Annotated in this window: 21 protein-coding genes; 5 read left to right on the plus strand and 16 right to left on the minus strand. The window is 62.1% G+C overall.

The genetic code is table 11. The annotated features are described in order from the left end of the window. Positions 1–71 precede the first annotated feature (71 nt). Positions 72–1,529, plus strand: a complete 1,458-nt coding sequence (locus tag AC1Q80_RS24720) for a glutamate synthase subunit beta (RefSeq protein ID WP_492362147.1) — start codon at positions 72–74, stop codon at positions 1,527–1,529. 157 nt (positions 1,530–1,686) lie between these two features. Here AC1Q80_RS24720 and AC1Q80_RS24725 read toward each other — a convergent pair whose 3' ends face one another. Further along, positions 1,687–2,913, minus strand: coding sequence for an SGNH/GDSL hydrolase family protein (locus tag AC1Q80_RS24725; protein WP_492362148.1), 1,227 nt, complete (start codon positions 2,911–2,913; stop codon positions 1,687–1,689). 101 nt (positions 2,914–3,014) lie between these two features. Beyond that, on the minus strand, positions 3,015–4,235 hold the full coding sequence (locus AC1Q80_RS24730) for a lytic murein transglycosylase (protein ID WP_173423646.1): 1,221 nt from the start codon (positions 4,233–4,235) through the stop codon (positions 3,015–3,017). A 393-nt stretch (positions 4,236–4,628) separates the two neighbouring features. Between AC1Q80_RS24730 and galU the strand changes: the two genes are divergently transcribed. Further along, positions 4,629–5,516, plus strand: coding sequence for a UTP--glucose-1-phosphate uridylyltransferase GalU (gene galU, locus AC1Q80_RS24735; protein ID WP_173423645.1), 888 nt, complete (start codon positions 4,629–4,631; stop codon positions 5,514–5,516). Between the two features lie 101 nt (positions 5,517–5,617). Here the strand turns inward: galU and AC1Q80_RS24740 are convergent, their stop codons facing one another. The 8 genes from AC1Q80_RS24740 to AC1Q80_RS24775 all read right to left on the minus strand — a co-directional run bounded on the left by AC1Q80_RS24740 (position 5,618) and on the right by AC1Q80_RS24775 (position 15,022). Next, positions 5,618–6,997, minus strand: a complete 1,380-nt coding sequence (locus AC1Q80_RS24740) for an outer membrane beta-barrel protein (RefSeq protein WP_492362149.1) — start codon at positions 6,995–6,997, stop codon at positions 5,618–5,620. Between the two features lie 202 nt (positions 6,998–7,199). Next, the gene (locus AC1Q80_RS24745) at positions 7,200–7,658 is read right to left on the minus strand and encodes an NfeD family protein (RefSeq protein WP_173423643.1); all 459 of its coding nucleotides are present in this window, start codon (positions 7,656–7,658) and stop codon (positions 7,200–7,202) included. Between the two features lie 3 nt (positions 7,659–7,661). Continuing rightward, positions 7,662–8,648: an SPFH domain-containing protein gene (locus AC1Q80_RS24750; protein WP_173423809.1), complete on the minus strand. Its 987-nt coding sequence runs from the start codon at positions 8,646–8,648 to the stop codon at positions 7,662–7,664. A 102-nt stretch (positions 8,649–8,750) separates the two neighbouring features. Next, a complete protein-coding gene (gene hemH, locus AC1Q80_RS24755) occupies positions 8,751–9,782 on the minus strand; it encodes a ferrochelatase (RefSeq protein WP_492362223.1) in 1,032 nt (343 codons plus the stop codon). Positions 9,783–9,903: 121 nt separating this feature from the next. Continuing rightward, positions 9,904–11,778 (minus strand): bifunctional metallophosphatase/5'-nucleotidase, encoded by a 1,875-nt coding sequence (locus AC1Q80_RS24760; RefSeq protein ID WP_209791592.1) that lies wholly within the window; start codon positions 11,776–11,778, stop codon positions 9,904–9,906. Between the two features lie 231 nt (positions 11,779–12,009). Then, positions 12,010–12,378, minus strand: a complete 369-nt coding sequence (omp10, locus tag AC1Q80_RS24765) for an outer membrane lipoprotein Omp10 (RefSeq protein WP_173423641.1) — start codon at positions 12,376–12,378, stop codon at positions 12,010–12,012. Between the two features lie 170 nt (positions 12,379–12,548). Continuing rightward, positions 12,549–14,000, minus strand: a complete 1,452-nt coding sequence (locus AC1Q80_RS24770) for a homospermidine synthase (protein WP_115419241.1) — start codon at positions 13,998–14,000, stop codon at positions 12,549–12,551. 143 nt (positions 14,001–14,143) lie between these two features. Further along, positions 14,144–15,022, minus strand: a complete 879-nt coding sequence (locus AC1Q80_RS24775; protein WP_492362150.1) for a heme-dependent oxidative N-demethylase family protein — start codon at positions 15,020–15,022, stop codon at positions 14,144–14,146. Positions 15,023–15,184: 162 nt separating this feature from the next. On the opposite strand from AC1Q80_RS24775, the gene AC1Q80_RS24780 reads away from it, so the two are divergent. Further along, positions 15,185–16,135, plus strand: a complete 951-nt coding sequence (locus AC1Q80_RS24780) for a GGDEF domain-containing protein (RefSeq protein WP_492362151.1) — start codon at positions 15,185–15,187, stop codon at positions 16,133–16,135. Here the strand turns inward: AC1Q80_RS24780 and AC1Q80_RS24785 are convergent. The 3 genes from AC1Q80_RS24785 to AC1Q80_RS24795 are packed head-to-tail and all read right to left on the minus strand — an operon-like array spanning position 16,100 to position 19,794. After that, positions 16,100–16,726 (minus strand): aminotransferase class IV family protein, encoded by a 627-nt coding sequence (locus AC1Q80_RS24785; RefSeq protein WP_492362152.1) that lies wholly within the window; start codon positions 16,724–16,726, stop codon positions 16,100–16,102. The genes AC1Q80_RS24780 and AC1Q80_RS24785 overlap by 36 nt on opposite strands. After that, positions 16,723–17,880 carry an aminodeoxychorismate synthase component I gene (locus AC1Q80_RS24790; protein ID WP_492362153.1) on the minus strand — a complete coding sequence of 386 codons (1,158 nt, stop codon included), beginning with the start codon at positions 17,878–17,880 and terminating at the stop codon, positions 16,723–16,725. The genes AC1Q80_RS24785 and AC1Q80_RS24790 overlap by 4 nt, the downstream gene beginning before the upstream one ends. Positions 17,881–17,934: 54 nt before the next feature. Then, complete coding sequence (locus tag AC1Q80_RS24795) at positions 17,935–19,794, minus strand: M3 family oligoendopeptidase (RefSeq protein WP_173423636.1); 1,860 nt, start codon at positions 19,792–19,794, stop codon at positions 17,935–17,937. A 187-nt stretch (positions 19,795–19,981) separates the two neighbouring features. On the opposite strand from AC1Q80_RS24795, the gene AC1Q80_RS24800 reads away from it, so the two are divergent. Both AC1Q80_RS24800 and AC1Q80_RS24805 read left to right on the plus strand, forming a co-directional pair. Further along, entirely contained in the window at positions 19,982–21,523 is a 1,542-nt protein-coding gene (locus AC1Q80_RS24800; protein ID WP_173423635.1) for a sigma-54-dependent transcriptional regulator, read from the plus strand. 180 nt (positions 21,524–21,703) lie between these two features. Continuing rightward, the gene (locus AC1Q80_RS24805; protein WP_492362154.1) at positions 21,704–23,572 is read left to right on the plus strand and encodes a peptidoglycan L,D-endopeptidase MepK; all 1,869 of its coding nucleotides are present in this window, start codon (positions 21,704–21,706) and stop codon (positions 23,570–23,572) included. A 77-nt stretch (positions 23,573–23,649) separates the two neighbouring features. Here the strand turns inward: AC1Q80_RS24805 and AC1Q80_RS24810 are convergent, their stop codons facing one another. The 3 genes from AC1Q80_RS24810 to AC1Q80_RS24820 all read right to left on the minus strand — a co-directional run bounded on the left by AC1Q80_RS24810 (position 23,650) and on the right by AC1Q80_RS24820 (position 25,160). Next, on the minus strand, positions 23,650–23,916 hold the full coding sequence (locus AC1Q80_RS24810) for a DUF2312 domain-containing protein (RefSeq protein ID WP_025424796.1): 267 nt from the start codon (positions 23,914–23,916) through the stop codon (positions 23,650–23,652). A 124-nt stretch (positions 23,917–24,040) separates the two neighbouring features. Then, complete coding sequence (locus AC1Q80_RS24815) at positions 24,041–24,346, minus strand: DUF1244 domain-containing protein (protein ID WP_492362155.1); 306 nt, start codon at positions 24,344–24,346, stop codon at positions 24,041–24,043. Between the two features lie 19 nt (positions 24,347–24,365). Continuing rightward, a complete protein-coding gene (locus AC1Q80_RS24820; RefSeq protein ID WP_492362156.1) occupies positions 24,366–25,160 on the minus strand; it encodes an N-formylglutamate amidohydrolase in 795 nt (264 codons plus the stop codon). Positions 25,161–25,202: the final 42 nt, after the last annotated feature.

Here is a 25,202-nt window from a genome sequence, read left to right on the forward strand (position 1 = left end):
AGGGTTCGGGGGTTCATCACGCGCGCTTGTCTAAAGCGCCTGTTCAGACGCATAGCTATCAGGATGATACGATGGGTAAGGTAACTGGTTTTCTCGAGATCGACCGGCAAGTGGCAAAGTACCAGCCGGCGTCCGACCGCATTCGCCATTTCCGCGAATTCACCATTCCGATGTCGGAACCGGAAGTGCAGAAGCAGGCTGCACGCTGCATGGACTGCGGTATTCCCTACTGCCATGGGCCAACCGGGTGTCCGGTGCACAACCAGATTCCCGACTGGAACGATCTGGTCTACAACGGCAACTGGGACGAGGCGATCCGCAACCTGCACTCGACCAACAACTTCCCCGAATTCACCGGCCGCGTCTGCCCTGCGCCGTGCGAGGAGGCATGCACGCTGAACCTCGAGGATGCGCCGGTCGCGATCAAGACCGTCGAGCAGGCGATCGCCGACAAGGCCTATGAGATGGGCTATATCGTGCCGCAGCCGGCCGTGACCAAGACCGGCAAGAAGGTTGCGGTCATCGGTTCGGGCCCGGCCGGCATGGCAGCTGCCCAGCAGATGGCGCGCGCCGGTCACGAGGTTCACGTCTACGAGCGCGAGAGCAAGCCCGGCGGCCTGCTGCGCTACGGCATCCCCGACTTCAAGATGGAGAAGAACTTCATCGATCGCCGCGTCGAGCAGATGAAGGGCGAGGGCGTCACCTTCCATTGCGGCGTCAACATCGGCGTCGACCTGCCCGTCGAGCAGTTGATCGAGGCCCACGATGCGGTGCTCTATTGCGGCGGCTCAGAGACGCCGCGCAATGCCGGCATTCCCGGCGTCGAGTTTGCCGGCGTGCATGACGCCATGCCCTACCTCGTGCAGCAGAACCGTCGCGTCGGCCGCGAGAACATCGACAGCACCGGCTGGCCGTCTGCACCGATCCTCGCCGGCGGCAAGCACATCGTCGTCGTCGGCGGTGGCGATACCGCATCCGACTGCGTCGGTACCGCGTTCCGCCAGGGCGCCGTCAAGGTCACCCAGCTCGACATCCGCCCGCAGCCGCCGGAAAAGGAAGACAAGCTCGCCGTCTGGCCGTTCTGGGCGACCAAGATGCGCACCTCGTCCAGCCAGGCCGAGGGTGCTATCCGCGAATTCCAGGTCGCGACACTGGAGTTCGTCGGCGACGAGGACGGCAACCTCATCGGCGTCAAGTGCTGCCAGGTCGACGATCGCCGCAAGCCGATTGCCGGCACGGAGTTCATCATCAAGGCCGATCTCGCCTTCATCGCTATCGGCTTCAGCGGCCCGTTCACCGACAGCGTGCTGAAGGATCTCGGCGACAAGCTGACGCTCAACACCGATCGCCGCGGCTCGACCAACGTCGTTGCCAACGACCGCGACTACAAGACCTCGGTCGACAAGTTCTGGACGGCCGGCGACGTGCGCCGCGGCCAGTCGCTCGTCGTCTGGGCGATCCGCGAGGGCCGTCAGGCCGCTCGGGCGATCGATGAGGCGCTGATGGGATCGTCGATCCTGCCGCGCTGACACCACCGCTGCCAAACAGAAAAGGGCTCCGCCGGATCGTTGGCGGAGCCCTTTTTCTTTCAGGGTGGTGTTTTACGATGTGGGGATCGTCGCGAAGAGGCGGTCCCTCTTCCATTTGATGCGCGGCTGGCATCGCTTGCAGCCTTGCGCGAAAGAACTAGTTCCGGATTACCGGATTGCTGATGACTGTTCCTGGCTTGGCGAGGCGGAAATCATCGACGCGGCCGGCAGGCGCTGCAGCCACATCGCCCTTGTCGACGAGGCGGTCGCGTGGGCTCCGGCCGGTGCCCTTGTTGGGGGCGGCGTCGCCGAGCAGGCTTGCTGCGCCATCGAGATCCGGATCGGTCAGGCCGATTGGTTGCGTCTTGACGATGTCCTCGTTGGCAAGCGGTGCGGTAACGACGAGATCCTTGAGTCCGTCGGCGCCCGGTACGTCCCTGTCGGTCGCGGCGGCATCTCCGAGCAGACGGCGAATATCCTTTTCCAGATAGAACGCGAGTTTTCGTTTGCCTGCTTTCGTCAGGTTGATGCCGTCGGCGCCGCGCAGGCGCACCTGCTGGCCATTGATGTCGGAGCCGGTCAGCACGAATTTTCCGGCCTCATCGACGAAGCCGTCCCAGATATCGACGAACTGGCCGCCGACCTTTTCGACTTCCTCGCGGTAGATGCCGTTGAACGTCACCATGTCGGCCGTCATCGCGGCTGACTGGAACGGCGGCATGCCGACCCACAGGACCGGCAGCTTTTCCTTGCGCGCAAGCTCGGCGAGCGCGTGGACGCGCTTGCGGTATTCCTCCGTCCAAAGATCCGTGCGGTATTTTTCCTTGGTGCTGCCGATCTGCATCTGCTGGCGATCGTTGGCGCCGAGGCTGACAATGATGACGGCGGGCTTGATCTCACCCACATAGGCCGGCAGCGTCACCGGCCAGTTGAAATAGTCCTCGCGCACCAGGCCGGAGGAACCGTTCGCACGCGTCTCGATGGTGATGCCGGGCGTCATTTCGAATGCGGTCTTCAGGCCGTCGCCGAGGCTGCCGGCCATGAAGTCGCCGACAACGAGAACCTTCTTGGCGTCCGGCGCCTTTTCAACCGGCTGCGGCACGGGAGCCGCATCGGCAATGGCGGGCTTTGCCTTCTGCTGCCCCGGGACCTTCTGCCGTGGTTGACCTTGGCTCTGGTTCTGGCGGGCGCGCCTGGGCCGCGGCTGCTGCGGAAACTCGTACCGCTCGTCGATAACACGTCGTTCGCGCGTGAAGCCGCCGAACAGCATCTGGAAGAGGTTGCGCCGCTGCACCCGTTCCTGGGCTTCGGCAAAACTTGCGGCAAAACCGACGAACAGCATTGCGGCCGCGGCGATGAACATCGTCGCGACCTTCAAGGGCATTCCGCCGCCTACTGTCCGGGTCTTGGTTTTCGCTTGCATGTCTGATCATCCATCGAACGGACGGCGACAACAAGGCCGCCGTCGCGTTTCGGGCACGCGGGTCAGTTGCGCAGGGCGCGCAGCAGATGCTGCGTCGGCTGACCATCCGGCGCCAAGCCGTTCTTCGACTGGAATTCCTGGATGGCGGCCTTGGAGCCGGATCCGAAATTGCCATCGACCTCGCCGCTGTAATAGCCGAGTTCCTTCAAACGGTTCTGCAACTCGAACTTTTCACTGATGTCGAGCGAACCGTCCGGGCGCGGCCAACGCTGCTGCATGCCGGCATAACCGGCGATCTGGTCGGCAAGAAGGCCGACGCCGAGAGCGTAGCTGTCCGACGCGTTGTAGCGCTTGATGACGAAGAAGTTCTTGGTCATCAGAAAGCCCGGACCGTCACCGCCGCTCGGCAGCTTCAGTTCGGCGCGTGAATTGCCATTGCGGAAGCCCTTGCCGTTCGGCCTGAGGAAGCCGAGCGCTGCCCATTGGGCAAGCGTCTTCGTCTGCCCCGAGTATTTCGCGGCGTTGGCCGGCGGCGCGACTTCGTAGCCCCAGGTTTCGCCCGGCTGCCAGCCGTTCTTCTTCAGGAGGTTGGCGGCCGTCGCCAGCGCGTCGGGCACCGAGTTCCAGATATCGCGGTGGCCATTGCCATCAGCGTCGATCGCGTAGAGAAGATAGCTCGTCGGGATGAACTGCGTGTGCCCCATGGCGCCGGCCCAGGAGCCTGTCAGCTCGCGCGGGGTGATGTCGCCACTCTGCAGGATTTTCAGCGCGGCGATCAGCTGTGTCTTGGCGAATTTGGCGCGCTTAGGATCGGCATAGGCAAGTGTCGCCAGCGCCCGCGGCACGTAGTGCAGACGGTCGTCCTTTTCGAGCACGGCGCCGTAGTTCGATTCCATCGACCAGATCGCCAGCAGGATCGTCTTGTCGACGCCGAAGTGCTTTTCGATTGAATTCAGCGTGCGGGCATGCTTGGCGGCCATCTCCTGGCCGATGCGCTTGGTGTAGGGGTTGACGCGGGAATCGATGTATTCCCAGATCTTGTGCTTGAATTCAGGCTGGTAATTGGCCTTTTCGATCACGGCCGCATCCGGCGTCTTCACGCCGGCAAAAGCCTTGCGATAGGTCGCCTGGGTGATGCCGCTCTTTGCAGCCGTGGCATAGAAGTTGTTGATCCAGTTCTGAAATCCGGCATCGGCGCGCGCAGGGGAGGTGCCAAGCGCGACGGCGGATAGGACGAAGGCTGCTGCTATATGACGGAAAAACGTCCTGCGGTTTCTGATCATCAGCTGTCGGTTCCGTTTCTCTGCGGAGCCTCAGCCGTCATAGCCGGGACATCTCCGCATGGTGGCAGTCTGGAGCCAGCTCAGCGGTTCGTCGACCGCCGGCGGTTCCTGTTCTCGGATCCGGCCGCAGTCGATGCAGCGCCGGATCAGGACGAATCTACAGAAACGTGGTCAACAAACCCTTTACCATGAAAAGGCCATTGCGTCTTCTCGTGGAAGAAAATGCGGTTGGGGTCGCAAATCGCATTTTTTCCGTCCCGGTTCAGCGTGCGTTCACATCGTTACGTAGAGATTGCCGCCGCACTGCAAAGCGCTGACGATTCCTTAAATTGATTTGCTTTAAGGGTTTCTACAGCAACACTCAGGATTGAAATCCTATTGAAGGAGGTACCGATGACCGACAAGCGTAAAGTCCGCAAAGCCGTGTTCCCGGTCGCTGGTCTGGGCACGCGATTCCTGCCGGCCACCAAGGCCGTGCCGAAGGAAATGCTGACGGTGGTGGACAAGCCGGTCATTCAATATGTGGTCGACGAGGCGATGGAAGCCGGTATCGAGCATCTGATCTTCGTCACCGGCCGCAGCAAGGCCGTCATCGAGGACTATTTCGACATCCAGGTCGAACTCGACCAGACGCTGCGCGAGCGCAACAAGAAGATCGAGATCGAGCTTCTCGACAACATCCTGCCGAAGGCCGGCACCACCAGCTTCACCCGCCAGCAGGCGCCGCTCGGCCTTGGCCATGCCGTCTGGTGCGCCCGTGAACTCGTCGGCAACGAACCATTCGCGCTGTTGCTGCCCGACATGATCATGAAGGGCGAGAAGGGCTGCCTGAAGGGCATGGTCGAGCTCTATGAGCAAAGCGGCGGCAATGTCATCGCGGTCGAGGAATGTGCGCCGGATCAGGCCCATAAATACGGCATCGTCGGCGTTGGCGAAAAGGTCGGCGACGGCTTCAAGATCACCAAGATGGTCGAAAAGCCCGCACCGGGAACGGCGCCGTCGAACTTCTTCATCAATGGCCGCTACATCCTGCAGCCGGAGATCTTCCCGATCCTGGAAAAGCAGGAGCGCGGCGCCGGCAATGAGATCCAGTTGACCGACGGCATGCTGAAGCTTTCCGAGAGCCAGCAGTTCGCCGCCTACCATTTCCGTGGCGAAACCTATGACTGCGGCGCCAAGGATGGCTTCATCCTTGCCAACGTCGCCTTCGCGCTGGAACGCGGCGATATCCGCCCGACCGTCGAGGGTCCGCTCAAGGCGCTGCTCAGCAGCTTGAAGTAATTTCGGTTCCGCCGAAACACGAAGGCCGCGTCCCGTTGGGGCGCGGCCTTTTCTTTGTAAACTGTCGCCGGCGCGCGGCCATGAAAGGTCCGGCCCCTGGCTCAACGCCTGAGGACGAGACCGACGCCGACGCGGGTAATGTCCGTGGGATCGCCGACGTCGCGCACGGTGCGCTCATAGCTGACGTCGCCGGTCAATGCGAGATAGCGGTTCATGTCCCAGGTGAGGCCTGCCCCGGTGCGCCAGGTCGTCTCGTCGGAGGAGCGGTTATCCGAGGGGTATTTGCGGATGATCAGGGTGTTGGACAGTCGCGCGACGAGATCCGAGCGCATCTCGTGGGTGACGAGGTTGAGCAGGGTGTAGTCGATCGAGCCGGAATCGCCCGCAGTGGTCGACGGGTTGAGACCGGTCGATAGTCCGAAGAGGACGTCCGTGCCGCGCTGCGGCGACCAGTTGAGGCGACCGTCGATCGACAGGCCGCTGACGTTGCTCAACCGATCATCCTCGAAGCGATAGGTTTCGTAGCCGAGAGCGATCTCGCCGTTGAGCTTCTCGCCGAAGTCGACCTCCAGGCCGCCTCGTGTCGCGTAGCTTTGATAGGATCGCTCGAAGCCGAGCGTGTCCTGGCGAAGATCGTAGATCGACCTGCCGACCGCGGCCTCGATGAACGGGATCAAGGCCGGCGACATTTCGTAACCGACCCGTGCCGTCACGGTACCGCTGTTGCGGTTTCGGTCTTCGACGGAAAGCGTCGTGCCGTTTTCCAGTTCCACGTTACCATAGGTCTGCCGTTCGAGATCGAGCCCGACAGAGCCGCGGATGAGGCCGAAATCGCGCTCGATCGCGGCGCCCAGCCGATAGGTGTTGACGCCTGACTGGGTCTTTGCATTGGAGATCGCATTCGGATCGTCCGCGTCTTCGCGGTAGAAGCTGTAGCCCGCCCGCAGGCGCGCGATGGTTTCATCCCAGAGATCCAGGCGCAGTTCCGCGTCGATATCGGCGCGGGGTTCTTCCTCGCCTTCGCCGGAGATGTTGTTTTGTATGACGCCGGCGCCGGTGACCGTCAGTGCGTGGCGGGACCAGTCAGACGTCAACGTGCCACGGATGCCGGTTTCCAGGTAGCCGCGGTTCTGCTTGGTATCGCCGTCCTTGCGCCATTCATGGTTCAGCGTTTCGCCGATTTCCGGCCGCAAGGTGAATGTGCCGATGCGGATGCCGGTCGCCCTTTCTTCATCCGGATCTATTCGCGTCCGCAATCCGTCGATTGTTGGTTCGCGACGGTTGAGGCGGATGAGATCTTCATCGGAAGCCGGTGACAGGTCATCAGTGCTGACGGCACCCGTCGTCTGCGGATCCGATATCGCCGGCATCGTGGTCGCGGTGCCGGGTGCAACGACGCCAGGGGGCGTGGAATTGGCGACGGTCTGGGCGTGCGACGACAGCGGAGCGGCAAGCGCCGTGCCAGCCAGCAACAACGCCATCAGCGTAAAACGCCGGGCGTGTCTTCCGGTCGAGCATAAGTCGTCTGGCACCATCTGCCGTTTGTCCGCGAGCCTGATTGCAATCCTTTCGCAATCGTAAAGCCGCGTGGTTAACCAATCGTTTCCAAACGGGAAAAACCCTTTAGTGACGGGAAGATGGCAATGCTTCGATGAAGAGCCGCTTCGAATGCGCCCGCGGGCATTAGGCGCTTTCGACCGTCAGGCTGCGTCCATGGCTGGCCACGATGCGCACGCGCGTGCCGGCGGGCAGATCCGGGCCTTCGACGATCCAGATCGTATCGTCCAGCCGCACCCGTCCGTGACCTTCGGCGATCGGCTTTTCAAGCACGGCCGTTCGGCCGACGAGGCTCTGTGCCCGCTGATTGAGCAGGGGCTCGTCCGTCTCCCTGGCGGACGACGAGACGAAATGGCGTCCGAGGAGGACGGAGATGATCGACAGAAGCGCAAAGACGACGAACTGGACCTGCCAGCCCCACACGATCGTGTCCCACAGCAACAGCGACAGCGCGCCGGTGATCAGCGCGGCAATCGCGATCCAGATGAGGAAGACACCGGGTGCAACGACTTCGGCGGCCAGCAGGACAAGTCCGAGAACCCACCAGCTCCAGGGGCCGAGTTCAAGGATGATGCGCTGGACCATCGCTTATTTCCCCTGGGGTTCGAACGGGCCGGTGCGCGGGGTCGTCGTAGGGCGCTGACGGGCGGCGGGCGCTTGATTGTCGCCGAAAACTTCCTTGGCAATCGCGCCGATGCCGCCGAGCGACCCGATCAGGGCTGACGCTTCCATCGGCATCAGGACGATCTTCTGATTGTTGGCAGTGCCGATCGCGGCGAGCGCTTCGGTGTATTTCTGGGCGACGAAGTAGTTGATCGCCTGGACATCGCCGGCAGCAATCGCGGCCGACACCATCTGCGTTGCCTTGGCCTCGGCTTCAGCCAGCCGTTCGCGCGCCTCAGCGTCGCGGAACGCTGCCTCGCGCTGGCCTTCGGCCTGCAGGATCGCCGACTGCTTGGCACCTTCAGCGCGCAGGATCTGGGCGTTTCTCGAACCTTCGGCTTCCAGCACCTGGGCGCGCTTCTCGCGCTCGGCCTTCATCTGTCGCGCCATGGCATCGACGAGGTCTTTCGGTGGCGCGATGTCCTTAATTTCGACGCGGGTGATCTTGATGCCCCACGGGTTGGCGGCGTCATCGACGACGCGCAGCAGCTTCTCGTTGATGGTGTCGCGGTTCGACAGCAGCTCGTCAAGGTCCATCGACCCCATGACCGAGCGGATGTTGGTCATCGTCAGGTTAAGAATGGCGTTCTGGAGATCCGACACCTGGTAGGCAGCCTGGGCTGCGTTCAGCACCTGATAGAAGGCGACCGCATCGGCCGACACGCTGGCATTGTCCTTGGTGATGACTTCTTGAGTCGGAACATCGAGGACCTGCTCCATCACGTTCATCTTGGCGCCGATGCGGTCGATGAACGGGACGATGATGTTGAGGCCCGGTTCCATCGTCTTGGTATAACGGCCGAAGCGCTCAACCGTGTAGCGATAGCCCTGCGGCACCGTCTTGATTCCGGCAAAGAGAACCAGAACGACGAGGACCACAAATGCGATGACCGCAATATCCATACCGCCCAACGACAAGTCCGCCATGATCACAACCCCAGTTTGAGAGTGGCACTCTAACCCAGACGTGGGGATCGGTCAGTCGAATTCAACCGGCTGCCACAGATTTCGGCTTCAAAGCCAGCCGCTTAGCTCCCGGCGCACGACGTGTTCGAGAACCGTCATGCCCTCTTCGCTGTCGTTGAGGCAGGGAATGTGCGCGAATTTCTCGCCGCCATTGTGATGGAAGCTTTCGGCCGCCTGCTCGGCGATCTCCTCTAGCGTTTCCAGACAGTCGGATACAAAGCCGGGGTTGATCACCGCGATGCGCTTGATGCCGTCCTGAGCCAGTTTCTCGACCGTCTTGTCGGTATAGGGCTGCAGCCATTCTTCGGGACCGAAGCGGGACTGGAAGGTGACTTGCAGCTTGTCCTTCGACCAGCCGAGCTTTTCGCGCAGCAGGCGCGCTGTCTTCTGGCACTGGCAATAATAGGGATCGCCCTTGTCGAAGTAGCTCTTCGGGATGCCATGGAAGGAGGTGAGCACCACTTCCGGCTCCCAGTCGAGCGTCGCCAGGTGCCGGGTGATCGAACTGGCGAGAGCGTCGATATAGACGGGATCGTCATGATAGGGCGGCACGGTGCGCAAGGCCGGTTGCCAGCGCATCTTGAGCAGCGCTTCGAATGCCTTGTCGTTGACGGTGGCGGTGGTTGCCGCGGCGTATTGCGGATAGAGCGGGAACACCAGGATGCGCTCGCATCCGGCCTTCTGCAGCGCCTCCATCCGCGAGGCAATCGAAGGCTGGCCGTAGCGCATGCCCCAATCCACCACGATATGCGGCTGATCGGCGAAGGTCTTGGCCATCAAGGTCGCCTGGTTGCGGGTGTAGGTGCGCAGATAGCTCTCGTTCAGATCCTTGTTCCAGATCATCTCATAGGCTTTGCCGACCTTGCCGGGGCGGGTGTTGAGAACGATGCCGTAGAGGATCGGATACCAGAACAGCCGCGACCATTCGATGACGCGGCGGTCGCTCAGGAACTCCTTGAGATAGCGGCGCATCGACGTGTAGTCGGTACCATCGGGCGTGCCGAGATTGACGAGCAGCACGCCGACCTTTCCGGACTTGACGGGCGGGTGGTTGGCGGGAGCGGTCTCGGCGAGTGGCATCATCATATCGGTCCTCATGGGCCCTTATACGTCGGGACATGGTCTTCGGTTCATGTCCTTCTAAAAAGAAATGCCGGCGCGGGGAAGCCCGCGCCGGCATCCGAAGCAGAGGCAAATTGTCTTATTTTGCCGGAATCTCCAGTTCGGTGCCGACATGCAGATGGCGCGGGGCCGGCTTGCCGTTGGCAGCCGAGATCTTCGCCCAGAGGGCACCATCGCCGTAGAACGCCTTGGCGAGATCCCAAAGCGTGTCGCCCTTGGCGATCACGTGCTTCTGCGGACCGGAGGCCGGCGTGGTCGCGGCGGCACCGGCTGCAGGCTGCGTTGCCGTTGCATCGGTCGCCGGCTTGGCTTCCGTTGCCGGTGCCTCGGTCGTTGCGCCGGCGGCGGCAGCGACCTCGGTGATGCGGCCATCGGTATAGGGCTTGAACGGCTGGTGAGCGGCAAGATAGTCGGCCAGAACGGTTTCGAGACCCGGACCGTAATCATAGGCATTCTCGCCCTTGGTCTTGAACACGTCGTAGCCGTCGCCGCCATTGCGCATGTAGTTGTTGGTGACGAGCGAATAGGTCTTGGCCGGATCGAGCGGACCGTAAGCCTCTCCGTCCTTCACCTCTACCGAGACGACACGGCTGCCGACCGGCTTCGAGCGGTCGAAGGAATACTTCAGGCCGGCGACCTGCGGGAAGCGGCCACCCGCCTCTTCGAGCTTGCTCAGGCCATTCTCGAGCGCTGTCTGGATGTCGGCGCCCTTCAGCTGGAACGTCGCAACCGTGTTCTGGAACGGCAGCACGGTGATAGCTTCGCCCATCGAGACGTCGCCGGCATCGATCGAGGCGCGCAGGCCGCCGCCATTGGTGATGGCGATCGTCACGCCCTGGCCCTTGACGCGGTCAAGCATGGCGTCGGCGACGAGGCTGCCCATTTCGCATTCCTTGGCGCGGCAATTGTCACGCGAACCATCGATCGGCGCTTCGGTCTTGCCGATGATCTTGGAGCGGAGCTCCTCGATTGGCTTGGCGAGTTCGGCGACGCGGGTCAGTACCGACTGATCCGGCTTGATCGAGCTGTCGACCAGGATTGGGTCGCCCTTGGCGGCCTTCACCACGCCCTTGTCGTCGAAGGTGACGACGAGGTCGCCGAGATACTTCGAATAGGAGGCGGCCTGGACGACGGGGACCTTGTAGCCGCCGGGGTTGTCGACCATCGTCGGGTAGGGGCCTTCGGCCTTTTCGTCGGTGTTCGAGAGCAGGCTGTGCGAGTGGCCGCCGACAACGACGTCGACATCGGGGATTTTGGCGATCGCCGCGAGGTCGCGCGGGTAGCCGACGTGGGTGAGCGCGATGATCTTGTCGACGCCCTGTTTCTTCAACTCCTCGACCGCGGCGGTTGTGGTGGCGACGTCGTCGCCGATCAGGATGTCCGGGCCGGGTGAGGAAAGCTCAGGCGTGTCGTTGGCCACGGCGCCGACGATGCCGACCTTCTGACCACCCACTTCCAGAACGATCGACGGCTTGATCCGGTCGCCGATCTTCGACTTGTAGCTCGGCAGCACGTTGGCGGTGACGACGGGGAATTCGACCTTTTCGAGGAAGCCGACAAGGCCATCCTCGCTCTCGTCAAACTCATGGTTGCCGACGGTCATGGCGTCGAACTTCATCAGGTTGAGGAATTCGGCTTCAGCCAGCCCCTTGTAGGTGGTGAAGAACAGCGAACCCTGGAAGTTGTCGCCGGCGTTCAGGAGCAAGACGTTCTTGCCCGACAGGTCCTGGCGCTTCTGGTCGATCAGGGACTTCAGGCGCGCAACACCGCCGAAGCACTCGTTCTTGCCTTCCTCCTCAGCCGAGCAGGTCGAATCGAACTTGTTGATCGATTCGATGCGCGAGTGGAGATCGTTGATGTGCAGGATGTTCAGTTCATAATCGGCGAAGGCTGCGCCCGAGGAGAGGGCAAAAATGGACGCGGTCATCAGGCCGGTCCGCATGTGTCTGATCATGATGTTCTCCTGTTTTGCCTGTTGTCTTCCGGCCGATCGCGGATCCGGGTTACGGATCTGGTCCCCACAGCCGGGGTGGCTTTGCCGGGGCGGATGTTTTCATCACTTCGGGGCGAGTTCAAGCGTTAAAGCCATCCTCCGGTTGCCGGATCTGCAACTAGGGTTAAGTCATACAATAGCAACAAAAAAAGCCCCCTTGCGGAGGCTTTGATTTGTGTACCGAAGACAGTCTCAGCCGCGTCGCGCCAGCGAAAACTGGGCGCCGGCATCGGTGGTGCAGTTGAGCTGGCTCTGGGTGACCAGCGCGCAATTGACCTTGGATTGGGTGTTGCGCACCAGCGAGGTCATGTTGATCTCGACGAGCGTCGGGCTGAGCTTTACGTAGTTGCCGGAAGCCAGCAACTGGTTGCTGTCGGTCGTGCGGGTCGAGAAGGTGCCGCCTGCAAAGGTCGACACGATGCCATTCGGATCCGTCCATGAGCCTTCGACACCCGATGCCTGGCGAGCGGGCGGTGCCCCTCCAACTTCCCGGGGCGACGACTGGCAGGATGCCAGGGCCGCGGCGGTCGCGAGAAGGGTCAGAATTGCGAATGGCTTCATTGGCGATTTCCCTCGCTTGGTGCCGAGCGTCGTTTCATTTCGCCGAACCATGCCGCGATCAAGAGTTGAAAGCAAGAGCGGTCGGGCCGGCGTGCCGGGCTTTTCCCATATGGACAAAAAAAGCCCGGGGCGAAAATGCCCCGGGCCGTATGCTTCGTAATGTCAGCGGTTTAGCGAACGAGGATGTTCTTGAACTGCCAGGGATCCTTGGTGTCGATGTCTTCCGGGAACAGGCCCGGGCGACCGTCGAGCGGGGTCCAGTCGGTGTAGTGGCCTTCGACCGGGCCGAGATAGGGCAGCTGCACTTCGAGGCAGCGCTTGTAGTCCACCTCGTCGGCTTCGACGATACCGGCCTTCGGGTTCTCGATCGCCCAGACCATGCCGGCCAGAACCGCAGAGGTGACCTGCAGACCGGTGGCGTTCTGGTAGGGGGCGATGCGGCGGGTCTCTTCCAGAGACAGGCGCGAGCCGAACCAGTAGGCATTCTTGTCGTGGCCGTAGAGCAGCACGCCCAGTTCGTCGACGCCTTCAACGAGTTCCTTCTCGTCGAGAACGTGATGGACCGGCTGCGCATTGCCGCCATTGCCGAACATTTCGTGCAGCGACAGCACGGCATCGTTGGCCGGGTGGTAGGCATAGTGGCAGGTCGGGCGGTAGGTGACTTCGCCGTCCTTGTCGCGCACGGTGAAGAAGTCGGCGATCGAGATCGACTCGTTGTGGGTGACGAGGAAGCCATACTGCGGGCCCGGCGTCGGGCACCAGCTGCGCACGCGTGTGTTGGCGCCCGGCTGCTCCAGATAGATGGCGGCCTTGCAGCCCTTCTTGTGCTTCTTGGCGTTCTTCGGCATCCAGTTCTCGTGGGTGCCCCAGCCGAGTTCGGCCGGCTGCAGACCTTCGGAGATGAAGCCTTCGACCGACCAGGTGTTCCAGAAGACGTTGAGCGGCTTCGGCTTCTTGGTCAGCTGGGTGTCGCGCTCGGCGATGTGAATGCCTTTGACGCCGACCTTCTTCATCAGCTTGGCCCAGCCTTCGCGGTCATCCTGATGCGGCTCGTCGAACTTCACGCCGAGATCGTTGGCGAGGTTCAAGAGGCCCTGCTTGACGAACCACGAGACCATGCCCGGGTTGGCGCCGCAGGTCGAAACGGCCGTGGTGCCGCCCGGATTCTTTTCTTTTTCCTTGCGCAGCGTTTCGCGCAGGGCGTAGTTGGTGCGCGAGGCATTGTCCATTTCGGCATCGAAGTAGAAGCCGAGCCACGGCTCGACGACCGTGTCGATGTAGAGAACGTCGAGCTTGCGGCACATCTTGATCAGGTCGACCGAACCGGTGTCCACCGACAGGTTGACGCAGAAGCCCTGGCCTTCGCCTTCGGTCAGAAGCGGCTTCAGCAGCTCCTTGTAGTTGTCCTTCGTCACATGCGCGCGAACGTGGCGCACGCCGTGGCGCTCGAAGATCTCGTTGTCGGCAGCATCCTCACGGGGCTCGATCACGATCAACCGGTTCTTGTCGTATTTGAAGTGGCGCTCGATCAACGGCAAGGTGCCGCGGCCGATCGAACCGAAGCCGATCATGACGATCGGGCCGGTGATCTCGCCGTAAACCGGATAGGTGGTGTCTGCCATTTTGGTCTTACTCCTGAGGAAACTTTCCCTGAGACGGTGTTGAAAGTGTCTGAAAATGAGGCTCGCGCCGTGTGATAGGCCCTAGAGCACAGTTTGCTGTCACAATAAAGGGCCGGCGGGTCAACGCTGATCTGCGATATTGTTTAACCAGCGATGGACAGTAGGGCCGAAATCAGGGCGTCGCGCTTGCTGACGAGGCCCTTGTAGGCCGCCTGCGGCAGGTCGAGCGCGCGCAATTGTTCGACGAAGGAAATGGCCAGCGTGGCGGCATCATCCCTCTGTCGCAAAAGAGCCAGAGGGTCGGAATAGATGCGGATGGTGAAGACGATTGCGCCGGTCTGGGGCAGTTTTCTGAGCGTCTGGCGCTCGATGCGGATGAACGCGCTTTCTTCGGTCAGGCCGATGGCGGTTGCCGAGTGGCTTTCGGATTTCGACTTGGGCAGATGCAGGGAACCATCGACATTGACAGCCCAGTTGAAGCGCTCGACGAAACGGCCGGGCGGCAGGTTGTCGAACATACGGGCAATGAGTTCGGCATTGCGCGTGCCGTGCTCGAAACCGGGAACCGGGGCGTGGATCTCATCCATCGTGCGCCCGAACTTTTCCGCGAGCGACCAGGATGAGGGGAAAGCGATATAGGCAGCGCCCAGGCGCCAGCCGCGATCGCCGCGCTGCATGATCGCCAGATCGTCCTGAATGAGCGAGCCCGCAATCACAAGCGGGTCGTCGCCCGACAGCGCCACCCGTCGCCCGCCGACCATCATGGCATCGCCATTTTGACGGTAGAGGCCGGGATATCGCGGCGGCAGATAGTCGGAAAGGGTTTGCAGCAACTCCTCCTGCGCTTCCTGCGTCCCGTTTTCGGCAACGAAAACGGTATCGCGCGACTGCGCGAGCAACTGGGCTTTCTGGTCGAGATAGTGCTGTAGCTGGTCGTCCGGCTCGATCCAGCGATCGGGATCAAGTTGGGTGAGGCCGATGGTAAAGGGCTTGGAGGAACCGTCGTAGGGCGTGTGCTTCATGCGCGATGACCGGATCATTCTCGCGATTTAACCATATTCCCTTTCGTTTCGCATGGGCCGAAGCTTGTCACAAGCACTTCGTGCTATAGCTTTCATACAATCATCCGCTACGCGCCATGATTGTTGTTTCCTTGCCCGACCTGGAGGCGTTGCAGACTGAACGTGACCGGCGACCACATCAAGACTCTCATGGGCCTGCAGGCCCAAACGCCCGTGCTGATGGCTCTCTACGATCAGCACGACAGGCTGCAATTTGCCAACGAGGCTTTTCGCGCCGCCTTTTTCGTCGACGCGGAGGAGACGCCGACCTGGGCCGACATCATGCGGCGCAACCACGCGGCCAGTCGCGGCACGGTTCTTTCGACCAACGACATCGAAGGCTGGATAGCATCGACAATGCATCGGCGCGGCAAGGTTCCGTTTCGGGCGATGGAGACCGACCTGCATGACGGCCGCTGGCTGTGGATGACGGAAACCGTCGATGCCAAGGGACACATGCTGTGCGTTGCCGTCGACATCACGACCGTCCGCGTTGAGGAGCGTGCCTTGCGCCAGGACCGCGATTTCGCGCTCAGGGCCTCGCAGGTCGACGAACTGACCAATGTTCCCAACCGGCGCCACACCATGGGGCGGCTCGGCGAGTTCATCGCCAATTGCGCCCAGAACCCGCATATGTGGGGCTGCGTCGCCATCATCGACATCGACTATTTCAAGGCGATCAACGACCGCTACGGCCACCATCAGGGTGACGAGGTGCTGCTCGATTTTGCCCGCCAGATGCAGGAATTCGTGCGCCGCTCCGATTGCTTCGGCCGCATCGGCGGCGAAGAGTTCATGCTGATCCTGCCCGACACCACGATCAGCGAAGGCAACATGATCCTCGACCGCCTGCTCGACAAGGTGCGCAGCGCCAGGCCGCTCGCGAGCATTCCGGAGTTCTACTACACCTGTTCGGTGGGGTTGGCCGAGTACCGGGAAGGCGACGGCGTCAAGGATATCTATGCGCGCGCCGACGAGGCGCTTTACCTCGCCAAGCGCGACGGGCGCGACCGGGTGAAGCGCTATACCCTGCCGGGCTCAGACCCCGAGCTTCGCCCGGATCAGGCCCCGTAGCGAATTGCCGACATAGAGTTGGCCGCGTGCCAGATCGTCTGGTGACAGGCGGGCGACGCGCGCCTGCCGCTGGCAGATGAGTTCGGTCCTGAGCACGCCGGCCAGGAGCCCGCAGGCGATCGGCGGCGTTTTCAGCGTGCCGCTGCCGTCGTCGAGGAAGATCGAGGTGATCGTCCCCTCGCACACCTCGCCCTTCTCGTTGAGAAGGAGAACTTCGTCGACCTCCGATACCGGATACTCGCCGCGCGCCGCCTCATAGACGCCACGCCGCGTGGTCTTGACCCGCAGGAGCTTGTCTTCGGACGAGAGCCGCGTCTCAGCAAGACGCACGCGCCAGACTGTGTCTGCAGCAAGAGGCGTGAAAGCTGCCGTGGTCACGGCGATTGCGCCATGCCGGTCGAGCGTCAACCTTATGCGCAGGGGAACAGTCGCGCCCTCGACGGCCTTCTGCAGCTCTGCCTGCGTCCGGTCGTGGCCGGAAAAACCCAGTCTGCGTGCCGACCGCTTCAGGCGGGCGAGATGCAATCTCAACCGGACGAAGCCGTCATCGGGCTCGTAGCGCAACGTCTCGATCAGCGAGAACTCCGTCATCGGGCGATCTCGGCATCGCCGATGGCGAAGCGCGCCTTGAGCAGGCATTCGTCATATTCGGACTGGGCGCTGGAATCAAAGACGATGCCGCCGCCGACATTGAACACGGCCTCGCCGTCGGCAAACAGCGAGATGGTGCGGATCGCGACGCTGAAGCGCATGACGCCGTTCGGCGCGATGAAACCGATCGCACCGCAATAGGCATCACGCGGGCCGTCTTCGAGATCGTGCAGGATTTCCATTGCCCGCATCTTCGGCGCGCCGGTGATCGAGCCGCAGGGAAAGAGCGCCGTGAAGATATCGGTGATGCCGACATCAGGTCGCAGTTTCGCCCGGACATGGCTGACCATCTGATGAACGGTCGGATAGGTCTCGATGTCGAAGAGTTTCGGCACGTCGAGCGTTCCGACCTCGGTGATGCGCGAGATGTCATTGCGCAGGAGGTCGACGATCATGCGGTTCTCGGCCTGCGTCTTCTCGTCCGCGCGCATCGCGGCGATGATTTCGGCATCTTCCTCTGCCGAAGCACCACGTTTCGCCGTGCCCTTCATCGGATGCGTTTCGATCCATCGCTCAGCATCAACGCGGAAGAAAAGCTCGGGTGAGCGCGAGACGAGGATCGGGCCATCCAGCGCCACGAGGGCTCCGTACTTGACCGGCTGACGCTCGATGAGCGACCAGAAGGCGGCCCGCGGGTCGCCGGACCAGCGGGCGCGGATCGGCATGGTCAGGTTCGCCTGATAACAATCGCCCTGGCGCAGGTGCTGATGCAGGCGCCCGAACCGCTCGCGATAGGTGGGAAAATCCCAGGCGGCACGCGGTTCGGCAAGAAAAGGCTCGTTCTCGATCCGGCGTTGCGGTTCGGCGAGCGGATGGTCGTCGCTCGGTGCGTCGAAGATGCCGAAGGACATCAACGGCGTTTCGCGACCCTCCTCGGCAAAGGGGGTGAGCTTCTCCTCGAACAGATGGCCGGCCTCGTAGGCCATGAAGCCGGCAATCCATTTGCCGGCCGCGTGGGCACGTTCGAGCTCGGCAAGGCCACGGTGGAATTCGGCCTTGGTTCGCGCCGTGACGATGCGCTCCGGATCAGTGAAAACCGTGGTCCGGTTTTCACTGTCGTCCCGGAAAAGCACATAGGGTGCATTTTCGTTCATCGATGCCGCTTTGCTGACAGCCTATTCAGTGGTCGACCACGGGTTCGCCGCGGATCACGCCTTATCAAGCGCCTCGAGTTCGTCGATCAGCCCTTCGATCATCGACAGACCCTGTGCCCAGAACGACGGATCGGTGGCGTCGAGGCCAAAGGGAGCCAGCAACTCCGAATGGTGCTTGGTGCCGCCGGCCTTCAGAAGCTCGAAGTACTTCGCCTGGAAGCCCTTTTCGGCGTTCTGGTAGACGGCATAGAGCGAGTTCACCAGGCAATCGCCGAAGGCATAGGCATAAACATAGAAGGGCGAGTGGATGAAATGCGGGATATAGGCCCAATAGGTCTCGTAGCCCTCGGAAATCCGGATCGCCGGCCCGAGGCTTTCCGCCTGCACCGAAATCCACAGATTGCCGATATCCTCGGCGGTCAGTTCGCCTTCCTTTCGCGCCGTATGCAGCTTGCGCTCGAATTCGTAGAAGGCGATCTGGCGCACGACCGTATTGATCATGTCCTCGACCTTCTGGGCGAGCATGGCCTTGCGCTCGCGCTTGTCCTTGGTCTGGTCGAGAAGCGCGCGGAAGGTCAGCATTTCGCCAAAGACTGACGCGGTCTCGGCAAGGGTCAGGGGCGTCGAAGCCATCAATGCGCCCTGTTCGCCGGCGAGCACCTGGTGCACGCCGTGGCCAAGCTCGTGGGCGAGCGTCATCACGTCGCGCGGCTTGCCCATGTAGTTGACGAGCACGTAGGGGTGCGCCGACGGAACGGTCGGGTGGGCGAAGGCGCCGGGCGCCTTGCCGGGGCGAACCGGCGCATCGATCCAGCTGTCGTCGAAGAAGCGGCGGGCGATCGCGGCCATTTCGGGATCGAAGGCGTGATAGGCAGAAAGCACCGTGTCCTTTGCCTCGTTCCAGGAGATCAGCGCGTTCGGCGTTTCCGGCAGCGGTGCGTTGCGGTCCCAGAAATCCATCTGTTCCATGCCGAGCCACTTGGCCTTCATGGCGTAGTAGCGATGCGAAAGGCGCGGATAGGCTGTCTTCACCGCTTCTGCGAGCGCATCGACGACCTCGCGTTCGACCCGATTGGCCAGATGCCGGCTGTCGGCGATATCTTCGAAGCCGCGCCAGCGATCCGAGATTTCCTTGTCCTTGGCGAGCGTGTTGGTGATCAGCGTGAAGGTGCGGATGTTGGCCCTGAAGGTTTCGGCAAGCGCCATCGCAGCCTTCTTGCGCACTTCGGTCGACGGATCCTGCAGCAGGTTCAACGCCACTTCGAGCGGCATCGTCTCGCCGTCGATGGTGAAGGTCAGAGACGCCATGGTCTCGTCGAACAGGCGATTGAAGGCGGCCGGTCCGGTCATCGACTTCTCGAGGAAAAGCTGCTCGAGCTTGTCGTCGAGCTGGTAGGGCTTGTCCTTGCGCAGGTCGAGAAGCCAGGGCTTGTAGTGCGCAGCCAGGCTGTCGTTGGTAAGTGCTGCGTCGATCACGGCATCGTCGATGCGGTTGAGTTCCAGCGAGAAGAACAGGAGATGCGCCGACATGTCGGTCAGCTTCGACTGCACGTCGCCATAGAGCTTGCCGTTTTCCGGCTTGGAGGTGTCGGAGAAATAGGTGAGGCCGGCAAAGGACGCGATGCGTCCCATAATGTCTTCCAGTGCCTCGAATTCCTTGACGGCGGCGCCGATGCCGTCGTTGCCTGCCTTCTCCGCGGCGGCAGCGAGCTTGCCTTTCCACTTGGCCTCGAACGCGATGGAATCCGCTTCGGCCTTTTTCATGTCCGAGCGGAAGGCGTCCGAGGTTGCGGACGGATAGAGATCCTCCAGCCGCCAGGAGGGCAGATCGCCGAGCCCGGCCGCAGCGCCCTGGGCAGGGCCGGCGGCGGCATGCACGACGGTTTTCTCGAGGGCGAAGGTGCGGAAGGTCATCGTCGGATTTCTCTCGTTCGTGGCAGGAAGAGGCAAGCGATACGGGTCCCATTGCTATCGCCGGCAATGGATAAAATGCAAGCATTTCTCAAAAGATGATGTTCAGCCCTTTATGGCACAGATGCCTGACGTGATTTGGCACATGACGTTGGCCAAAAGTACCGCGTGTCCAAAGCAGGAGGCTTCCGTGACATCACACATTCTTGTCATCGATGACGATCCGGTGCAGCGCCGGTTGCTGACGAACATGATCGAGCGTCTCGGTCATGTCGCGCATCTCGCCGACAATGGCCGCAGCGGCCTGGAGCTGCTGGAGCGCAAGGGCGGCATCATCAACGTCATCCTTCTCGACTTGCTGATGCCCGAAATGAACGGCCACGGCTTTCTCGATGCGCTGGCGGAACGGGGCGTCGATACGCCCGTGATCGTGCAGACCGGGCAGGGCGGCATCGAAACCGTCGTCCATGCGATGCAGGCCGGTGCCTTCGACTTCCTGGTCAAGCCGGTTTCGCCCGAGCGGCTGTCTGTGGCGCTCGGCAATGCATTGAAGATGGCGAGCCGCGACGGCAAGGTCAAAACCTCGCGCCGCCCGCGCGGCGGCGCTGTCGGCTTCGATGACGTCGTGTCGGCGAGCCCAGCGATGATCCGGGTGATCGATCTTGCCCGACGGGCTGCGCAATCCAACATTCCGATCGTGCTCGAAGGCGAATCCGGCGTCGGCAAGGAAATGGTGGCGCGGGCGATCCAGGCAGCCAGTGACCGCTCGGGCAAGCCGTTCATCACCGTCAACTGCGGCGCCATCCCACACAATCTGGTCGAGAGCATTCTCTTCGGCCACGAGAAGGGCGCCTTTACCGGTGCCTCCGAAAAGCACAGCGGCAAATTCGTCGATGCCGATGGCGGCACGCTGTTCCTCGACGAGATCGGCGACCTGCCGCTCGAAGTGCAGGTGAAGCTGTTGCGTGCGGTGCAGCAGGGCGAAATCGAGACGATCGGCGCGCGCCATCCGCATCGGGTCAACGTGCGGCTGATCTCGGCGACCAACAAGGACCTCATCAACGAGGTGCGCGAGGGCCGGTTTCGCGAGGATCTCTATTATCGTCTCAACGTCTTTCCGATCACCATTCCGGCGTTGCGCCGGCGCAAGGAGGACATTCCGGTTCTTGTGCGCTCGTTCGTCGACCGGTTCGCATCCGAGCAGAGGCTCAGCACGCCGCTCACCGTTTCGAGCGGTGCGATGGCACTGCTCACCGCCTATGATTGGCCGGGCAATATCCGCCAGCTGGAGAACGCAATCTTCCGCGCGGTCGTTCTGGCCGAAGGCGGCGAGCTGACCGTCAAGGACTTCCCGCAGATCGCGACGCAGATCCCCGGCTACGTCGTTTCCGACCGCTCCGGCTTTTCCTGGGGCGATGCCGGGCCCGAGCGCCCTGCAGCTGTCGACCCGGCTGCAAACGTCTACCCCGATTATGCCAGCGCGGCGAAATCGATGGAGGCCGATGCATCTCACGACGGCCGTATGGAGAATGCAATTGCCAGCGTCGACGAGGGTGGAGACGTGCGCAAGCTTGCCGAAGTGGAGGAGGAACTGATTCGTTTTGCGCTGAAATTCTATCGGGGCCAGATGAGCCAGGTGGCCCGTAAACTCGGTATCGGCCGGTCGACGCTCTACCGAAAACTCAAGGATTACGGCATCGACCCCGACAATCCCCTGCGCGAGGCGGCATAAAATCGACGCATTCACGATTCATTAGCCGTGCAATTCGATCACTGCCGTTTAGACCTTGTTAGTGAAGTATTCACTATATTATAAGGGGCGGTGACGACTGTGGCATATATGCCATGCTGTCACCTTATTTGACAGTCATCTGAGACAGCGAAGCACGGTTGTCCGTCGGACGGGGATTGAATGCCAAATTTGTTCGGTTTTAAGAAGCCTCTCGGCTCCTTAGCTAGCAGACTCTGCTCGGCGATGACCCGTAAGGTGCCGCAGGTTCTGACATCCATCGCCCTCGCGGTATCGCTGGTTACCCCTGGCATGGCGCCTCCCGTCGAGGCTGCCGGCCAGACGCGCACGCTCAAGCTCTATTTCATCCATACGCAGGAAAAGGCGCAGATCACCTTCAAGCGCAACGGTCGCTACGACCCGAAGGGCCTGCAGCAGATCAACAGGTTCCTGCGCGACTGGCGTCGCAACGAGCCGACAAAGATGGATCCGCGCCTGCTCGACCTCGTGTGGGAAGTCTATACCAAGAGCGGCTCGCGCGATTACATCCACGTTGTGTCAGCCTATCGTTCGCCGGCCACCAACGGCATGCTGCGCTCGCGCTCCAAGGGCGTTGCCAAGAAAAGCCAGCACATGCTCGGCAAGGCGATGGACTTTTACATCCCCGACGTGAAGCTGAAGACGGTGCGTGAAATCGGCATGAAGTTCCAGGTTGGTGGCGTTGGCTACTATCCGACGTCGGGTTCTCCGTTCGTGCACATGGATGTCGGCGGCGTTCGCGCCTGGCCGCGCATGACCCGCAACGAACTCGCCCGTCTCTTCCCCGACGGCAAGACCATGCATGTTCCTTCCGACGGCAAACCGCTGCCGGGCTATAACCAGGCCGTTGCCGACTACAAGCGTCGTGTCGGCGCTTCGGCGATCGAAGTTGCCGGTGGCGGCGCCAAGGCGGGCGATGCCGAGAGCGGCAAGCGCCGCGGCAACCTGTTTGCCATGCTCTTTGGCGGTGGCGGCGACGAGGATGAAGAACCCACGGCAATCGCAGCCGGTCCGGGCTCCGACGACGAAGGCGGTGAAGCGCCGGCCAAGGTGCAGACGGCTTCGGCCCCCGCCGCTCAGGAAGCGCTGCCTGGCGTCGCCGGTTCCGTTGCCGCCGAGCAGCAGCCGACGGTTGCTGCCGATCAGAACATCAATGCGCCGGTTCCAGCCGTTCGTCCGGCCTTCAAGGATCCTTCGGATGGTGGCGTAGCGGTGGCACTGGTGGCGCCGCAGAAGAACGCCGCGCAGGACGCGCTGGCTGCTGCCCTGCCGCAGACGCCTGAAATGCCGAGCGAATTTGCCGACCTGGCTTCGGTCAAGGTGCCGGTTCCGCAGATGCTCGATCGTGGTGGTGTGAACGCTGCTGCCGGCGAAACGCTTGTCGCCTCGGTCGATCCGCTGGCAACCGACATGCAGGCGCTCGGCTTCGTGCCTGTGCCGGCCATGCGCCCGGCTGGCGATGCGGCCCTTGCCGCTGTCGCGGACGCCAAGGTTGCGGTCCCTGCCTTTGCAGAGCGTCCGGTTCTGGCCTCTGCCGAGCCGCCGCGTGATACCGCGGCCCAGGCATCGACACGTGTCGCACTTGCAGCCCCGACACCGGCCGAGCGCGAGCCGGTGCGGCAGCCGGTGGAAATGGCTGCCTATGCGCCGCAGGCCTCGACGAATGGTCGTGCCAATGCCTTTGACGGCGCCTTCGATACCCAGGCGGAAGCCCCGATAAAGAGTGGCCGTCCGAAGAAGCACGATGCTGAGGCTGCGACCCGTTCGTCGGTTCGCACCGAGCCGAAGCTGACGAAGAAGATCATCTCCGAATGGGCGCTTTCGGCCGGCCGTGTCGCCACGCTTTCCAAGCCCGTGAAGGCACCGCGCTTCGTCTCAAAGACGCTGCGGACCGCCCCGACGACAGTTTATGCAGCTGGTTTCAACAGCACAGCCGGAACAACGGTCGATACGGCTCGCTTCAGCGGCAACGCCGTCAACTTCATGGAAGTGAAGAAGTTCAGCACCAACTGAGCTTCACGCAACCGAGACCCAACAAAAAACCCGCCGGCGAGAACCGGCGGGTTTTTTGTTGAAGATTGCAGAAGAAATTATTCTTCTTCGGCAGCGGCCGGGATCATGCCGAGCGCCTGCAGGTAGGTGTCGAGGATCGCTTCCTGCTCCATGCGCTCGTCGGCGTCCTGCTTGCGGATGGAGATGACCTTGCGCAAGATCTTGGCATCGAAGCCGGTGGACTTGGCTTCGCCGTAGACGTCCTTGATGTCGTCGGCGATGGTCTTCTTTTCTTCTTCCAGGCGCTCAATCCGTTCGATGAAAGCGCGGAGCTGGTCGCGTGCGACGCCGTGTGCATCTGACATGGTCTTCTCCTTTTGCGGGGAATGAAATTCTTGGGTGCCGTGACGTGCCGCGAACGGCGGCCAAGGTCAAGGGCCATTGCGCAACAACGCCGGCATTTCCGTGGCGACCGCCCGCCGCTGGGCTTTATTCCTTGGGGCGGCTGGCTTCGAAGGCGGCTTTCTGTTCGCTCGATGCTTCCCTTTGGTTCAGCGCCCGCCACTCCTCATAGGGCATGCCGTAGACGATTTCGCGGGATTGCTCCTTGTCGAGTGCGAAGCCTGCCTCGTTGGCCGCGTCCCGATACCAATTGGACAGACAGTTGCGGCAGAACCCGGCCAGGTTCATCAGGTCGATATTCTGCACGTCGCTGCGTTCGCGCAGGTGGGCAACGAGCCGCCGGAAGGCGGCGGCCTCGAAGGCGGTCTGCTGGTTAGGGGTGAGCTCGGTCATGATCCAATCTTTCCTCGTCTTAGGTATCGTAGGCGCCGGTGCGTGACGGGTGCCGCTCGTAGCGATGCAGGTCCGGGCGGGCGTTGAGGTCGGCAAGAACAGGAGCAAGCCGATCGGCCCATGCGGCAATGCCGGCCTCGTCGGAGATCAGGTCCTGCCGGACCTCGATCAGCGCGTGGGGAATGCCCGGCGCCATGCAGTGGCGGAACATCGTATCCCCGCGCAGCGCGCCGTCATAGGGTTCGTTGTTGCCGACGACGATGTCACCCGGCGCCTCGAGCTTCTCGATCAGCGGTCGCACGGCACGCGGGTCGTTGTCCCAGAGCACGGCGGCATGCCAGGGGCGGGCAACGCCTTTCCAGGCGGGCGTGAAGGAATGGATGGAAATGACCAGCGGCGCATCACCCGACGCTGCCGCACTTCGCTCCAGCGTCTCGGCCACCGCGCGATGATAGGGGCGATGAAAACGATTGAGCCGGCTGTTCCATTCCTCGTCGGTCATCGGATGGTTTCCCGGCACGATCGCGCCGTCGGAAATCTTCATGATCAGCGTCGGGTCGTCTTCGCCGCGATTGGGGTCGATCAGAAGCCGCGAAAAACACCCGAGAACCGCCGGAGCGTCAAGCATGGCCGAAAGCCGGCGGACCAGGTGCTCGACGCCGATATCGTAGGCGATATGTCGCTGAAATGCCGCTTCCGGCAGGCCGAGGCTGCCATATTCTTCCGGCAGGCGGTTCATGGCGTGATCGGCGAGAAGCACGAGGCCGGTTGTGGGCTTGGCTTCGATAATCTCATAGGGCGAATAGGACTGCATGCCGTTCCAGTCTGCTTTCGGGGGTTGTGCTTTTTGATTGCA

The sequence above is a fragment of the Ensifer sp. GW823-FHT05D09 genome (assembly GCF_058795755.1).